At 59.7% G+C, this 14070-nt stretch carries 11 protein-coding genes and 1 tRNA gene; 7 read left to right on the plus strand and 5 right to left on the minus strand.

Annotated features, from left to right (window positions below):
• The first annotated feature begins 8 nt into the window (after nucleotides 1-8).
• On the plus strand, nucleotides 9-1049 hold the full coding sequence (locus tag E5E97_RS08640; RefSeq protein ID WP_026080441.1) for a peptidoglycan DD-metalloendopeptidase family protein: 1041 nt from the start codon (nucleotides 9-11) through the stop codon (nucleotides 1047-1049).
• Nucleotides 1050-1096: 47 nt separating this feature from the next.
• The gene (gene rpoS, locus E5E97_RS08645) at nucleotides 1097-2080 is read left to right on the plus strand and encodes an RNA polymerase sigma factor RpoS (RefSeq protein WP_011704778.1); all 984 of its coding nucleotides are present in this window, start codon (nucleotides 1097-1099) and stop codon (nucleotides 2078-2080) included.
• A gap of 84 nt (nucleotides 2081-2164) precedes the next feature.
• Here rpoS and tsaD read toward each other — a convergent pair whose 3' ends face one another.
• On the minus strand, nucleotides 2165-3178 hold the full coding sequence (gene tsaD / locus E5E97_RS08650; protein ID WP_024946180.1) for a tRNA (adenosine(37)-N6)-threonylcarbamoyltransferase complex transferase subunit TsaD: 1014 nt from the start codon (nucleotides 3176-3178) through the stop codon (nucleotides 2165-2167).
• Nucleotides 3179-3357: 179 nt separating this feature from the next.
• Between tsaD and rpsU the strand changes: the two genes are divergently transcribed.
• The 5 genes from rpsU (at nucleotide 3358) to E5E97_RS08675 (ending at nucleotide 8258) form a co-directional block, all read left to right on the plus strand.
• A complete protein-coding gene (gene rpsU / locus E5E97_RS08655; protein ID WP_005309452.1) occupies nucleotides 3358-3573 on the plus strand; it encodes a 30S ribosomal protein S21 in 216 nt (71 codons plus the stop codon).
• A 15-nt stretch (nucleotides 3574-3588) separates the two neighbouring features.
• Nucleotides 3589-4032 (plus strand): GatB/YqeY domain-containing protein, encoded by a 444-nt coding sequence (locus E5E97_RS08660; protein WP_016349543.1) that lies wholly within the window; start codon nucleotides 3589-3591, stop codon nucleotides 4030-4032.
• An 88-nt stretch (nucleotides 4033-4120) separates the two neighbouring features.
• Nucleotides 4121-5908 carry a DNA primase gene (gene dnaG, locus E5E97_RS08665; protein ID WP_041217120.1) on the plus strand — a complete coding sequence of 596 codons (1788 nt, stop codon included), beginning with the start codon at nucleotides 4121-4123 and terminating at the stop codon, nucleotides 5906-5908.
• A 183-nt stretch (nucleotides 5909-6091) separates the two neighbouring features.
• Entirely contained in the window at nucleotides 6092-7987 is a 1896-nt protein-coding gene (rpoD, locus tag E5E97_RS08670; protein ID WP_263642045.1) for an RNA polymerase sigma factor RpoD, read from the plus strand.
• 194 nt (nucleotides 7988-8181) lie between these two features.
• A tRNA-Ile gene (locus tag E5E97_RS08675) sits at nucleotides 8182-8258 on the plus strand.
• A gap of 460 nt (nucleotides 8259-8718) precedes the next feature.
• Here E5E97_RS08675 and E5E97_RS08680 read toward each other — a convergent pair.
• The 4 genes from E5E97_RS08680 to purD all read right to left on the minus strand — a co-directional run bounded on the left by E5E97_RS08680 (nucleotide 8719) and on the right by purD (nucleotide 14033).
• The gene (locus E5E97_RS08680) at nucleotides 8719-11295 is read right to left on the minus strand and encodes an alpha amylase C-terminal domain-containing protein (RefSeq protein ID WP_171280167.1); all 2577 of its coding nucleotides are present in this window, start codon (nucleotides 11293-11295) and stop codon (nucleotides 8719-8721) included.
• Nucleotides 11296-11569: 274 nt separating this feature from the next.
• The gene (locus E5E97_RS08685) at nucleotides 11570-12124 is read right to left on the minus strand and encodes a cytochrome b/b6 domain-containing protein (protein WP_043165776.1); all 555 of its coding nucleotides are present in this window, start codon (nucleotides 12122-12124) and stop codon (nucleotides 11570-11572) included.
• The gene (locus E5E97_RS08690) at nucleotides 12105-12479 is read right to left on the minus strand and encodes a cytochrome b562 (protein ID WP_011704785.1); all 375 of its coding nucleotides are present in this window, start codon (nucleotides 12477-12479) and stop codon (nucleotides 12105-12107) included. The genes E5E97_RS08685 and E5E97_RS08690 overlap by 20 nt, the downstream gene beginning before the upstream one ends.
• A 264-nt stretch (nucleotides 12480-12743) precedes the next feature.
• Nucleotides 12744-14033: a phosphoribosylamine--glycine ligase gene (purD, locus tag E5E97_RS08695; protein WP_171280168.1), complete on the minus strand. Its 1290-nt coding sequence runs from the start codon at nucleotides 14031-14033 to the stop codon at nucleotides 12744-12746.
• Nucleotides 14034-14070: the final 37 nt, after the last annotated feature.

A 14070-nucleotide genomic window follows, 5' to 3' on the forward strand; every position in this document is an offset into this window, starting at 1 on the left:
GATCCACTATGCGTTCGCGTGTTTGGCAAGGAAGCAGTGTCGTCGTGTTGTCATGGCTGCTGCTCGCTTGCTCTTCCAGTAAGACTGCTGCTCCGGTACAAGGATTGGGCAATGATGGTCTCGTCTCTACTATTCCGGCTCGCCAGATGGCGGCCCAGCCCGCCATTCAGGGCAACAGCTACACGGTGAAAAAAGGGGACACCCTCTACTCCATCGCCTTCAATTCGGGCAATGACGTGCCCTCGCTGGCCAGTCTCAACGGCATCAGCCCCCCCTACAACATCTATCCGGGTCAACAGATCCGGCTCGATGCCTCCGGCAGCACCATGGCTGTTGCGCGCAGTGCAGGTACCTATCAGGTCCGTCCAGGGGATACGCTGAGCAGCATTGGCCGCCAGTTTGGCATGTCGAATCAGACACTGGCACAAAGCAACAATCTGCAGGCGCCCTACGCCCTGCAGGTCGGGCAGGTGCTGAATGTACAGTCCGCCAGCAGCGGCAGTGGCCAGATGGTGGCTGCGACTCGCCCGGTGGTGACCCAGAGCTCCGGCCCCAAACCCCTGGCGCCAGCGACCTCAGGTACGACCACTCCATTTATCAAACAGAAAACGATTGCTCAGCCATCTTCAAAAGAATACGCTCAGGTAAAAGAACAAAAATCAGACAATTCCTACAGCAAGCTATCTTGGCACTGGCCTACCAAGGGCCGGATCGTCGAAGGTTTCTCTGTTGCAGAACAGGGTAACAAGGGCATAGATATCGCCGGTCAGAAGGGACAACCCATCTACGCGGCGAGCGGCGGCAAGGTCGTCTATGCCGGTAGCGCACTGAGGGGTTATGGCAAGCTGATCATTCTCAAGCATGATGATGACTACCTCTCTGCTTACGCTCACAACGATGAGTTGCGAGTGAAGGAAGGGGACAGCGTCAAAGGCGGATCAGTCATTGCCAACATGGGTAGCACGGACGCGCCGGATGTGCGATTGCACTTTGAAATCCGGTACAGAGGCAAGTCGATTAACCCGATGAGCCATTTGCCAAAGCGTTAGACCCAGAGAGTTAAGTCTTACTCTGGTGCCGGTCAGGGAGACACGCCATGAGCCAAGAACAACTGGTTATGCAGGATGCAGAGTTAGAGTTCGACGAAGAGCTGGAGACCCACGAAGAGGAAGAGGTTCAGGAAGTAGCGGCCGAGGCCGAAGAGACGATTTCCGATGAACTGATGGCGCCTGAACTGAACAAGGTGATGGACGCCACCCAGCTCTATCTGGGGGAGATTGGCTTCTCCCCGCTGCTCACCGCCGAAGAAGAAGTCTATTACGCCCGTCGTGCCTTGCGAGGTGACAAAGCCGCCCGCAAGCGCATGATCGAGTCCAATTTGCGACTGGTGGTCAAGATCGCCCGTCGCTACAACAACCGCGGCCTGGTGTTGCTCGATCTCATTGAAGAGGGCAACCTCGGCCTTATCCGCGCAGTCGAGAAATTCGATCCCGAGCGTGGGTTCCGCTTCTCTACCTATGCGACCTGGTGGATCCGTCAGACCATAGAGCGGGCCATCATGAATCAGACCCGTACCATCCGTCTGCCCATCCATGTGGTCAAGGAGCTGAACGTCTATCTGCGCACCGCCCGCGAACTCTCCCATCGGCTCGATCACGAACCGACGGCGGAAGATATCGCCTTCGCGCTGGATCGTTCGGTAGACGATGTGAATCGCATGCTCAAGCTCAACGAGAAGATCACCTCGGTCGATACCCCTATCGGTGGCGATCGCGACAAGGCGCTGCTGGATGTGCTCTCCGACGAGCGCGGCATGGGGCCTGAGCTGGAGTCCCAGGATGACGACATGCGCGCCAGCATAGTGCACTGGCTTGAGGAGCTGAACCCCAAACAGCGCGAGGTGCTGGCCCGTCGCTTTGGTCTGCTCGGCTATGAGCCGGCGACTCTGGAAGACGTGGGCGCCGAGATTGGACTGACCCGCGAGCGGGTTCGCCAGATCCAGGTAGAAGGGCTGCGCCGCTTGCGGGAGATCCTGCTGGGGCAGGGGCTTTCCATCGAGGCGCTGTTCCGTACCAACTAAGGGTTGCGAGTGAGTGGAGATGCTTACCAAGCAAAACAAAAAGGGGCCAAAGGCCCCTTTTTCATGTCTGCAGGATCCGCTGGATCAAACCGGATCCAGGGTGTCCAGCGGCCAGCGCGGCACGGCCTTGACCGCCAGTGGCTCGAACACCCCGGCTTTCAGGCGTTGCATGCCGGCATAGGCGATCATGGCGCCATTGTCGGTGCAGTATTCGGTGCGCGGGTAGAACACTTCCCCCTTGAGGCTCTCCATCAGCTCGGCCAGCTGGGCGCGCAGGTGACGGTTGGCGCTGACGCCGCCGGCCACCACCAGGCGATTGAGGCCGGTCTCCTTCAAGGCACGGCGACACTTGATGGCCAGGGTGTCGACTACCGCGTCTTCAAATGCTCGGGCGATATCGGCGCGGGTCTGTTCATCATCACCGTTGGCGGCGATGGTATTGGCGGCGAAGGTCTTGAGGCCGGAGAAGCTCATGTCGAGCCCGGGGCGGTCGGTCATGGGACGCGGGAAGGTGAAGCGTCCAGTGGTGCCCTTCTCGGCCAGCCGGGAGAGCAGTGGGCCACCTGGGTAATCCAGTCCCATCAGCTTGGCCGTCTTGTCGAACGCCTCGCCGGCAGCATCATCGATCGACTCGCCCAGCAGCTGGTAGCTGCCGATGCCATCGACCCGTACCAGCATGGAGTGGCCGCCGGAGACCAGCAGCGCCACGAAGGGAAACTCGGGGGCTCGCTCTTCCAGCATGGGCGCCAGCAGGTGGCCTTCCATGTGGTGCACGGCAATGGCCGGTTTGTTCCAGGCCATCGCCAGCGAGCGGCCTATGGTCGCCCCCACCAGAATGGCGCCAACCAGGCCCGGACCTGCGGTGTAGGCGATGCCGTCGATGTCATCTTTGCCCAGTCCCGCCTCTCGCAACGCGGCCTGGATCAAGGGGATCGTCTTGCGGACGTGATCCCGGCTGGCCAGCTCGGGAACGACGCCGCCGTAGTCCGCATGCAGCTTGACCTGGCTATACAACTGGTGGGAAAGGATCCCTTTTTGATCGTCGAAGATCGCGATCCCGGTTTCGTCACAGGATGTCTCTATGCCCAATACACGCATTGCTAAAAAATTTCACTGCTAAAATGAGACGGCTATGGTAACCTTCGCGGGTTTTTTAAACCAGAGCGATCTCTGCGGGTTTACTTTCATTCCCTGTCCAGAGTATAATTTCGCACCATTTTAAGACATGCTGATCGATTGAAGGTCAGCTAACAATTTATCACTGAGGTGAAAGGCACATGCCAGTAATCAAAGTCCGTGAAAATGAGCCGTTTGACGTTGCTCTGCGTCGCTTCAAGCGTTCTTGCGAAAAAGCCGGTATCCTGTCCGAAGTTCGTAGCCGTGAGTTCTACGAGAAGCCGACTACCATTCGCAAGCGTGCCAAAGCGTCTGCCGTTAAGCGTCACGCCAAGAAGCTGTCCCGCGAAAACGCACGTCGTATCCGCCTGTACTAATCAAGGGTTCATGCCGTGTCGCTGAAGGATCAACTCAAGGATCAACAAAAACTCGCCATGCTTGCCAAAGACAAGGCTCGCTTGGGAGCGATCCGTTTGTTGATGGCTGAAATCAAGCAACGTGAAGTTGATACCCGTGTCGAGCTCAATGATCAGGATATCCTCGCTGTGGTGACCAAAATGGTCAAACAGCGTCGTGATTCCATCAGTCAATTCGAAGCTGCCGGTCGCCAGGATCTTGCCGACAAAGAGTCCGCAGAGATCGTTGTGTTGCAGGAGTTCCTGCCGCAACAGCTGACTGCAGCTGAAATTGCCGCACTGATTGAGCAAGCCATCGCTGAAAGTGGTGCTGCCGTCATGGCTGACATGGGCAAAGTCATGGCTGTCTTGAAGCCGAAAATTCAGGGGCGTGCCGATGTCGGCGCCGTCAGTGCTCAGGTGAAAACCCGCTTGGCGTAACAGGCAACTCTCTTGTTTGGTCAAAGAAGCCGTGCTTCCCTGGGAATGCGCGGCTTTTTTATTTTCTATGCAATGAAACAGGACGGTTATGGCAGGCAGGATCCCACAATCCTTCATCGATGATCTGCTCGTACGCACCGATATCGTCGAGTTGATCGACTCGCGGGTGCGACTGAAGAAAGCCGGTAAGAACTACCAGGCTTGCTGCCCTTTTCATAACGAAAAAAGCCCCTCTTTTACTGTCAGTCAGGAGAAGCAGTTCTATCACTGCTTCGGTTGCGGCGCTCACGGCAATGCCATCGGCTTTGTCATGGAGTATGACGGGCTCGAATTTCCCGATGCCATTGAGGAACTTGCCAGCCTGCACGGCATGCAGGTTCCCCGTGAGCAGACAGCAGGCGGGGCGAGCAGCAGCCAACCTGCGGTCAGCAAGGATCTGTTCGAGCTGATGAACCAGATCGCCCGCTTCTACGAGAGCAATCTCAAGAGTGCGCCGCAGGCGGTGGAATACTTGAAGGGGCGTGGTCTGACCGGTGAAGTGGTCAAACGCTTCAACATCGGGTATGCCCCTGCCGATTGGGATCAGGTGCGTCGGCGCTTTGGCGCCAGCCGGGAGCACGAGCAGTTGCTCATCTCGGGCGGCATGCTGATCACTCGTGACAGCGGGCCCGGCAGCTATGATCGCTTTCGCGATCGCATCATGTTTCCGATCCGTGACAAGCGTGGCCGGGTCATCGGTTTCGGTGGCCGGGTACTGGGGGAGGGGACGCCCAAGTACCTGAACTCGCCGGAAACACCCATCTTCCACAAGGGGCGGGAGTTGTTCGGCCTTTACGAGGTCAAGCAGGCACACAAGGATCCGCGCCGGATCCTTGTGGTGGAAGGCTATATGGATGTGGTGGCGCTCGGTCAGTACGACATCGATTATGCGGTGGCGGCGCTGGGTACCGCGACCACCAGCGACCATATCCATACCCTGTTTCGCACCACGGCCGAGGTCGTCTGCTGCTACGACGGCGACAACGCCGGTCGGGAAGCCGCTTGGCGGGCGCTGGACAATGCGCTTTCCCACCTGCAGGACGGCCGTGAACTCAAGTTCGTGTTTCTGCCGGATGGGGAGGATCCCGACTCGCTGGTGCGCCAGATCGGCAAGGAGGGATTTGAAGCTCTGCTCGACCAGGCCCAGCCGTTCGCTGACTTCATGTTTGAGCGCCTCGGGCGCGATGCGGCACTTTCCGGTGAGGCTGGCAAGTTCGAAGTGGCCAACAAGGCCGCCGAGCTGATCCGGCGAGTCCCGGAAGGGTTCACGCGCGAAGGGTTGATCACCCGACTCTCCAGCATGATGCGTTGGGGGGAGAACAAGCAGCGGATCGCGGAACTGTTTGCCCGCAACAGTCAGCCGAAGGCCGAGGTCAACAAGCCCAAGGCGGCCAAGCTGACGCCGCTGCGCCGGGCGCTGGCACTGATGGTGCAGTATCCGGCGATCACGGCCGAGCTGCCGGCCATGCCTGAACTGGCCGGACTGCGCCTGCAGGGCATCCGATTCCTGCTGCAGTTGCATCAACAGATCCTGACTCAGCCCGGGGTCACGACGGGCATCCTGCTGGAGCACTGGCGTGGCACCAAAGAGGGAGAGATCCTGGCGCAACTGGCAATGCATGATCTGTTTGAAGAGGTAAAACTCGACCAGGAGCCGGATATTCTGGGAGAATTGCAGGATACTTTCGTCGGTTTCATCAACCTGTTCCTGAAGCAGCGCATCGAGGAATTGCAGGCCAAGGTGGCGCAGGAAGGGCTAAGCTCTGAGGAAACTCAGGAGCTGATGATGCTGATCAGAGAGGTGCAAATTGAGAAAAGAAATGAGAGTGGGGCTTGATATTTGAGTGATTAACCCCAATATGAATACCGTTGCCCGAATCGACGGGATTAAAAGCAAACATTTTATAACCGCCTGGCCCCGACAATACTGCGGGCAGGGGTTTCTCATGACCGACGCCGCAACCAGACATAGCATGTCTGGCGGTTTTCTATTAGAATTGGCTATTTGCGCAGCAGCGCACTGTACGCGCAACCTAGCAACACCAACCGGATGAGTTCTATGGAGCAAACCCCGCAGTCTCAGCTTAAACTCCTCGTTGCCAAAGGTAAAGAACAGGGCTACCTGACCTATGCCGAGGTGAACGATCACCTCCCGCAAGACATTGTCGACTCTGACCAGATCGAAGACATCATCCAGATGATCAACGACATGGGCATCCAAGTGGTGGAAAACGCCCCGGATGCCGATGACCTTATCATGGCTGAAGGTGGTACCGCCGATGAGGACGCTGCCGAAGCAGCGGCCCAGGCACTGGCATCTGTTGAATCCGAGATTGGTCGTACGACCGATCCCGTCCGCATGTACATGCGGGAAATGGGTACCGTCGAACTGTTGACTCGCGAAGGCGAAATCGACATCGCCAAGCGAATCGAAGACGGTATCAACCAGGTACAAAGCTCCGTCGCCGAGTACCCGGAAGCGATTACCTATCTGCTTGAGCAATACGACAAATACGAAGCGGAACAGCTGCGTCTGTCCGACATCATTTCCGGCTTCATCGATCCTAACGAGACCGATGACGTCGCTCCGACCGCCACTCACATCGGCTCCGAGCTCAGCGAAGAAGATCTGGCTGACGAAGACGAAGACGAAGATGAAGACGAAGACGGTGATGGTGATGACTCCGACGATGATGGTGACGGTGGTCCGGATCCGGAAGTCGCTCGTGAGAAGTTCGGTGATCTGCGCGCCCAGTACGAAGTAACCCGTCTCTCCATTCAGCAGAATGGTCGTGCGCACGAAGATACTCAGGCTGCGATTGCCCAGCTGGCCGATGTGTTCCGTCAATTCCGCCTGATGCCCAAGCAGTTCGATCGCCTGGTCAACAACATGCGCGAGATGATGGAGCGGGTCCGCGTGCAGGAACGCATCATCATGAAACTCTGCGTTGAGCAGGCCAAGATGCCGAAGAAGACCTTCGTCGCGGCCTTCACCAACAACGAGTGCGAAACTGCCTGGTTCGAATACCAGAAGCAGGCCGGCAAGGCCTGGTCACCGCGTCTGGTCGAGATGGACGAAGATGTGCTGCGCGCCATCGGCAAGCTGCAGCAGATCGAGGAAGAGACCGGTCTGTCCATCGCCCAGATCAAGGACATCAACCGTCGCATGAGTATCGGTGAGGCCAAGGCTCGCCGCGCCAAGAAAGAGATGGTCGAGGCCAACCTGCGTCTGGTTATCTCCATCGCCAAGAAGTACACCAACCGTGGTCTGCAGTTCCTGGATTTGATCCAGGAGGGCAACATCGGTCTGATGAAGGCGGTAGACAAGTTTGAATACCGTCGTGGCTACAAGTTCTCGACCTATGCGACCTGGTGGATCCGTCAGGCCATTACCCGCTCCATCGCGGATCAGGCCCGTACCATCCGTATCCCGGTACACATGATCGAGACCATCAACAAGCTCAACCGTATCTCCCGTCAGATGCTGCAGGAGATGGGTCGTGAACCGAACCCGGAAGAGCTGGCCATGCGCATGGGCATGCCGGAAGACAAGATCCGCAAGGTATTGAAGATCGCCAAAGAGCCCATCTCCATGGAGACGCCCATCGGTGATGATGAAGATTCCCACTTGGGCGACTTCATCGAAGATACCACCCTGGCTCTGCCAGCGGATGCTGCTACCAGCGAGAGCCTGCGCAACGCCACCCGCGAAGTGCTGGCCGGCCTGACCGCCCGTGAGGCCAAGGTACTGCGCATGCGCTTCGGTATCGACATGAACACTGACCACACCCTCGAGGAAGTGGGCAAGCAGTTCGACGTTACCCGTGAGCGTATTCGTCAGATCGAAGCCAAGGCTCTGCGCAAGCTGCGCCACCCGAGCCGCTCCGAAGTACTGCGCAGCTTCCTGGACGAGTAATCCCGGGCGGGTCCAACCCGTAACCGCTGTCAAAAAGCCCCGCCATGCGGGGCTTTGTTTTATCTGTGGTGACGGGGCGTGAAGATGAGTCACGGAACCGCTTGAATATGGATGAAATCTCGCCAAGTGGTTGATATGCCTATGGACGGGGTATCCGCCATCCCCTATAATCCACGCCGCAAACCAGTATCAATGGCCCCTTAGCTCAGTTGGTCAGAGCAGTCGACTCATAATCGATTGGTCGTGGGTTCAAGTCCCCCAGGGGCCACCATTTTCAGACAAAGCCGCTCTCTTGAGCGGCTTTGTCGTTTCTGGCGTTCACCGGCGCCGGCCCTGGGCATGCGCTCCATGGTGCGGCCTAGAGTGCGGCGTATAGTGCAATTCAAACAGCCAGAACCGGACAAGGTTTTGCACCGTGAGGCATCGCAAAGCCTCGCTGTGGCGGCTTTCTGAACGAGGAGGGGATAGCCTGAACCTCTCGTCCGAGCCTGCCGGGCAGGCTTGTCATGTGGTCATGCCGTTCAGCTTGCGTGCGATGCACTGTGACCTTGAGCGCGCCTTTTCTCGGCGTCGAGGGATGGCATGGTTTGGGATGAGCCTGGGCATGGTGCCAGGTCATCAGCCTGCTGAGCTGCCGGCTGGAGGCGGTGGCATGACGCCATAAGAAAGGCCTCCCGCCGATGGTGGGAGGCCTGGGTAAATGCTCCAGGGGCTGGTGACCGAGTGTAGCCTTACTGGGCGTTCAGACTATAGGCCAGCGTCTGGTCGTTGAAGCGCACCACATAGACACCGGCCAGTGCCGTGGTGATGTCGGCGCCGGCCTGCTCGGCCACACCGTCCCTGTTGGTGTCGCCGTAGTTCTGGGCCCAGTCGCCCTTGACGTCGAACTTGAAGCGCTGACCACCGTTGCCATCGCCGATACCGGTGAAGGTGACGCTGGCCTGCCAGAGGTGATCGCCTACCAGCGACATGGGGGTGGAACCCCAATTGTTGGTGGTGCCGCGAATGTTGAGGCTGACGAAGTTCTTCGCGTAGCCGACGCTGACCGGGGTCAGGCTGTATTGCAGGGTCTGATCGTTGAAGCGTACCCGGTACTGGCCGGTGACCGAGGTCAGGATGTCACTGCCGGCCAGTTCGGCCACCCCATCCTTGTTGGTGTCACCGTAGTTCTGGGCCCAGTCCCCCTTGACGTCGAACTTGAAGCGCTGGTTTGCCTGACCATCGAAGGTGACCAGAGCCTCCCACTGATTGTCGGCGACCAGCGTCATGGCAAGGGATCCCCAGGCATTGGGAGTGCCGCGGAAATTCAGGGTGGGCAGCACGCTGGCGTAGGTGCCGTTGTCGTCGGTGACGGTCACGGTAGCGCTGGCACTGGCGGTCAACCCTTCTGCATCGGTCACGGTGACCGTCACGATATGGGTACCCGGCGTATCGAACCGGACCGTCTCGGTGGCGGCGGTGCCACCGCTGGACCAGCTGTAGCTCACCACGCCCCCGTCGTCGCGGGAGGCGGAGGCATCGAACACCACGCTCTCACCCGCCTTGACGCTGAGGGTTTTGGGAGAGAGGGCGGCCACCGGTGCCTGGTTGCTGGTGAGGAGGGTTACCGTGTAACGCAGATCGCTTTCGTTCAGGGTGATGCGGTAGCTGCCCGCCCCGCTGACTAGGATATCCTTGCTGCTGCCCTTGTCGGCGATGCCATCCCCTTCGTTGTCGCCGTAGTTCTCGGCCCAGTTGCCGAAGACGTCGAACTTGAAGCGCTGGACGCCGGTGGCATCACCGTTGCCGGTCAGGGTGAGGGTGGCTGACCAGACACGGTTGGCATCGACGGTCATGGGGGTGTTGCCCCAGGCGTTGTGGGTACCGCGCAGGTTCATGCTGCTGAACTTGGTGCCCGGCAGGGCGGAACCACCGCAGGGGCTGGCCTTGGTGCAACCGGCAATGATGGCGGCCGCCTTCATGCCGGGAACATTCAAGCTGGCTTTGCCACTGCCGTCGACGGTGACATAGCCGCCGCTGCAGTAGTCATTGCCCCCCAGCAGGTTGCAGTACTCACCGGCCGGCAGCGCGGTCTGCAGCGAGGCCACCAGGCTGCCGCTCTCGTTGTTGATTGCGACGAAGCCCTTGTCACCGCGGCCGAAGGCGATCTGGTTGTTGCCGTTGTCCCACCAGTTGCTGACCGGCTGGCCTTCGGTCCGGTTGTGGAACAGGGCCATGTTCATGATGGTCGGCCGGCGCTGTTCGCAGTTCCACTGGCTGTCCGAGCAAGGTGTGCTGCCCGGTGCCCCCTTGTCGGTTTCATAGGTACTCATGTTTTCGAAGCGATAGCCCGACATCACCTGCTTCCAGCCATAGGGCCAGGCCATCATGAAGGTGTTGGCCAGATCGTAGCGAGCACCGCTCATGAAGGTGAGCATGCCGCCCCCGCCGTGGCCGCGTTCGCGGTCGTGGTTGACCACGAAGACGAAGGCCTTGGCGGAGGGGAGCAGGCCCCAGCTCTCGCCCAGCGTCTTGAGGTTCTTGATCTGGCCGTTGAAGTTGGCGGCCAGATCGGTGCCGTATTTGAAGTCGGTGACGGTATCGATGTAGGTGTAGCGCCCGGGCTGGATGTCGGGAGACTCCCCGCCTGCGCCGATCACCTCCAGGTAGGCCTTGGGGCTGCCCGCCTTGTCGAGGATGGCCTTCACGTCGGTCGGGGCCATGTGCTTGGCCGCATCGATGCGAAAGCCGGCCACGCCCCAGCCGAGCAGGGTCTTCATGTAGGTGGCGATCTGATCCTGCACGTAGGGAGAGCCGGTATTGAGGTCCGGCATGCCGTAGAGGGCGCCATTCCAGACGTTGTTGCTGTTGCCGTAGTTGGTGATGTCGCCGCTGTGGTGGAAGTCGTTGTAGCCGAACTGGGGATACTGATATTGCCCCGCGTTGTAGCTGCCGCCACCGGTGGCGGTGCCTGAGCCCGATGCCAGCTGGTTGAAGACGGCGTCGGCATAGACCTTGACCCCGGCTGCATTGCAGCGGGCGATCATGCTTCTGAGTTCCGCCTCGCTACCGCCGAAACTGTTGAAATTCTTGAAGCTGACGGGTTGATAGACGGTCCACCAGACCTGGCTGCCCTGCTTGTGCTCGGCGGGTGGGGTGATCTGGACGCCCCCGAACCCCTTGGGTCCGAGCACGGTTTCGCACTCGTTGGCGATATCGTTGAACTTCCATTGGAACAGGTGAACCATGACCCCTTCGGCGGTGGCAGTGTGGCTGAAAGAGCCGAGTGCCGCCGTCAGCAGGGCGGTTCGAAGCAGTGTGCTGTGCATGACGATTTTCCCTTCGATCTTGTTATTGACATATCACTGTCGTGTAGTCGAACGGACAACGAACAACCTCGTTCAGCTCAGTAGCATTCATGAAATCGCCGTGGTTGAAAATCGAACAGCCTGAATTAATTAAGAAATGTGAATGAAAATGCTTTCATGGCTCCTAGCGATGCAAGTGGCGAAAGAGAGGGCAAGAGCCGGGGACCGGCGGGTAGTGTGGGATCTGGGGAGTGGCAGAGCAATGAACAGGGGCCCGGCAGGGCCCCATGAGTATTCAGGCGTCGGATTCCTGCGGCAAGGCCCGGGCCTTGTCACGGCGCCTTGGCAACATGCGTTTCACCAGATTGCTGCGCTGGCGCCAGGAGGTGAACAGGATGGCCAGCAGGTGCAGCGCTATCATGCCCTGCAGGGCCCAGGTACACCAGACGTGCCAGTCGTCCGCTCCCAGCTCGAACCCCATCTCGGTATTCTGAAACCAGCCGGTGCCGGCGGTGGCCAGGATCAGCAGCCAGAGCGTCCAGACCGCCAGCTTGCCGCTGCCGTGGTGACCGGGGGCCGGTGGCGTGCGCTCGCGCAGCTCCACCGCTTGCTGGCGAAAATCTTCCCGGCTTGGGATGAGGGCTCGCAACCGGGCATGGCCCTTGGCAAACGAGAGCCCCCACGCCAGGCGCAGGCTGATCAGGGCGATGGCCAGGTAACCCAGCCGTTCGTGCCACTCCTCGCCCGCCTCGTTGAGCCAGAGGTTGCCGATACAGATGGCCGCCACACCCCAGTGGGTGAGGCGGACCAGACTATCCCAGTGGAAGGGATCAGCCTTTTTGCTTGGCATATTTGTGGTACTCCTTCTTCAGGTCGTTGACCTTGGCCAGGTGCTCGCGCGCCTTGGCTTCGTCACCCGCCTTGAGGGCTGCCAGGCTGGCATCCAGCTCGGTCTGCACTTCGTTCATGCCTTCCAGGAACTTCTCTTTCTTGGCGGCCGGCATGTTCTTCTGCTTGGCGATGTCGAACTGCGCCTTCATCTCGTTGATGTATTTTTCCATGGTGGCGGCATCGTCGGCCTTGACCGCCTGCTTGTAGTTGAAGCCGATCTTCTTCATCGGCTGTTCCAGCTCACCGGCCATGGCGGGCAGGGTCATCAGGCCAAACATCAGGGGCAGCAACAGGGGGCGAACAGTTTTCAACATGGGATTTCCTTATTTAAACGACATGCTTATCGATTCTAAGTGGCTTCTTATGAACCCTTGTTTGGATTCATTACAGGCATGATGCCATGACAGTGCGTGAACTGTTTGTGAATATTGCTGTTTTTTGTCACAAAGGGTAACAGGGAAGGGGGATATGTAAGGAAGTTGCTGAACCAAGCGAACCAGGCCATTCGGGCCATCCGCCGGGCTGCGCGACCGCGAGATAACGCCGGATAAAGAGAGGGCCCTTGCGGGCCCTGTTCATTACTGCTGCTGTTCACGCTCGATGGCGCGCCAGCCGATGTCGTGACGGTAGAAGACGCCGTCCCACTTGATACGACCCGCCAGCTGATAGGCCCGCTTTTGTGCCTCGGCTACGCTATGGCCGAGGGCAGTGGCACACAGCACGCGGCCACCGGCGGTCACCACGGTATCGCCTTCCAGCTGAGAGCCGGCGTGGAATACCTTCTCGCCGCTCGCCTCTTCCACCGGCAGGCCGCTGATGGGCTTGCCCTGCTGATAGTCGCCGGGGTAGCCGCCCGCCGCCAGCACCACGCCGATGGCGACGCGGGGGTCATAGATGGCTTCGACCTGATCCAGCTTGCCGGCGCAGGCGGCCAGGCAGAGCTCCACCAGATCGGAGCGCATGCGCAGCATGATGGGCTGGGTTTCGGGATCGCCGAAGCGGCAGTTGAACTCGATCACCTTGGGGTTGCCCTGGCCGTCGATCATCAGACCGGCGTAGAGGAAACCGGTGTAGACGTTGCCCTCGGCCGCCATGCCGCGCACGGTCGGCATGATCACCTGCTCCATCACCTTGCGGTGGACGTCGGCCGTGACCACGGGAGCGGGGGAGTAGGCGCCCATGCCGCCGGTGTTGAGGCCGGTATCGCCATCACCCACCCGTTTGTGATCCTGGCTGGTGGCCATCGGCAGCACGTGCTCGCCGTCCACCATGACGATGAAGCTCGCCTCTTCCCCGTCCAGAAACTCCTCGATCACCACCCGGGCCCCGGCGTCGCCAAAGGCGTTGCCGGAGAGCATGTCGCGGACCGCCTCTTCCGCCTCGCTCAGGGTCATGGCAACGATGACCCCCTTGCCGGCAGCCAGGCCGTCAGCCTTGATGACGATGGGAGCGCCCTTCTCGCGCAGGTAGGCCAGCGCCGGCTCCACCTCGGTGAAGTTCTGGTACTCGGCGGTCGGGATGGCGTGGCGGGCCAGAAAATCCTTGGCAAACGCCTTGGAACCTTCCAGCTGGGCGGCGGCGGCGGTCGGGCCGAAGATGGCCAGCCCCTCGGCGCGGAACGCATCGACCACCCCCTTCACCAGCGGCGCTTCCGGCCCGACGATGGTCAGACCGATGCGCTGCTCCTTGGCAAACGCCAGCAGGGTCGGGATGTCGGTGGCCGAGATGGCCACGTTCTCGATGCTCCCTTCATGGGCGGTGCCAGCATTGCCGGGGGCGACGAAGACCCGGGTCACCAGAGGGGATTGCTTGGCCTTCCAGGCCAGGGCGTGTTCACGGCCGCCGTTGCCAATGATCAGTACTTTCATCGTATCGCTCGCTTCTATTCGGGGTCACTGGCGGGCC

Origin of the sequence: Aeromonas sp. 2692-1, assembly GCF_013085505.1 — a bacterium.
GTDB lineage: Bacteria > Pseudomonadota > Gammaproteobacteria > Enterobacterales > Aeromonadaceae > Aeromonas > Aeromonas hydrophila.

Bases quoted from the DNA above. Each gene is read 5' to 3' on its own strand.
- rpoS (WP_011704778.1), top strand. From the start codon at position 1,097: ATGAGCCAAGAACAACTGGTTATGCAGGATGCAGAGTTAGAGTTCGAC.
- E5E97_RS08685 (WP_043165776.1), bottom strand. From the start codon at position 12,124: ATGCCAAGCAAAAAGGCTGATCCCTTCCACTGGGATAGTCTGGTCCGC.
- E5E97_RS08640 (WP_026080441.1), top strand. From the start codon at position 9: ATGCGTTCGCGTGTTTGGCAAGGAAGCAGTGTCGTCGTGTTGTCATGG.
- dnaG (WP_041217120.1), top strand. From the start codon at position 4,121: ATGGCAGGCAGGATCCCACAATCCTTCATCGATGATCTGCTCGTACGC.
- tsaD (WP_024946180.1), bottom strand. From the start codon at position 3,178: ATGCGTGTATTGGGCATAGAGACATCCTGTGACGAAACCGGGATCGCG.
- E5E97_RS08690 (WP_011704785.1), bottom strand. From the start codon at position 12,479: ATGTTGAAAACTGTTCGCCCCCTGTTGCTGCCCCTGATGTTTGGCCTG.
- purD (WP_171280168.1), bottom strand. From the start codon at position 14,033: ATGAAAGTACTGATCATTGGCAACGGCGGCCGTGAACACGCCCTGGCC.
- rpsU (WP_005309452.1), top strand. From the start codon at position 3,358: ATGCCAGTAATCAAAGTCCGTGAAAATGAGCCGTTTGACGTTGCTCTG.
- E5E97_RS08680 (WP_171280167.1), bottom strand. From the start codon at position 11,295: ATGCACAGCACACTGCTTCGAACCGCCCTGCTGACGGCGGCACTCGGC.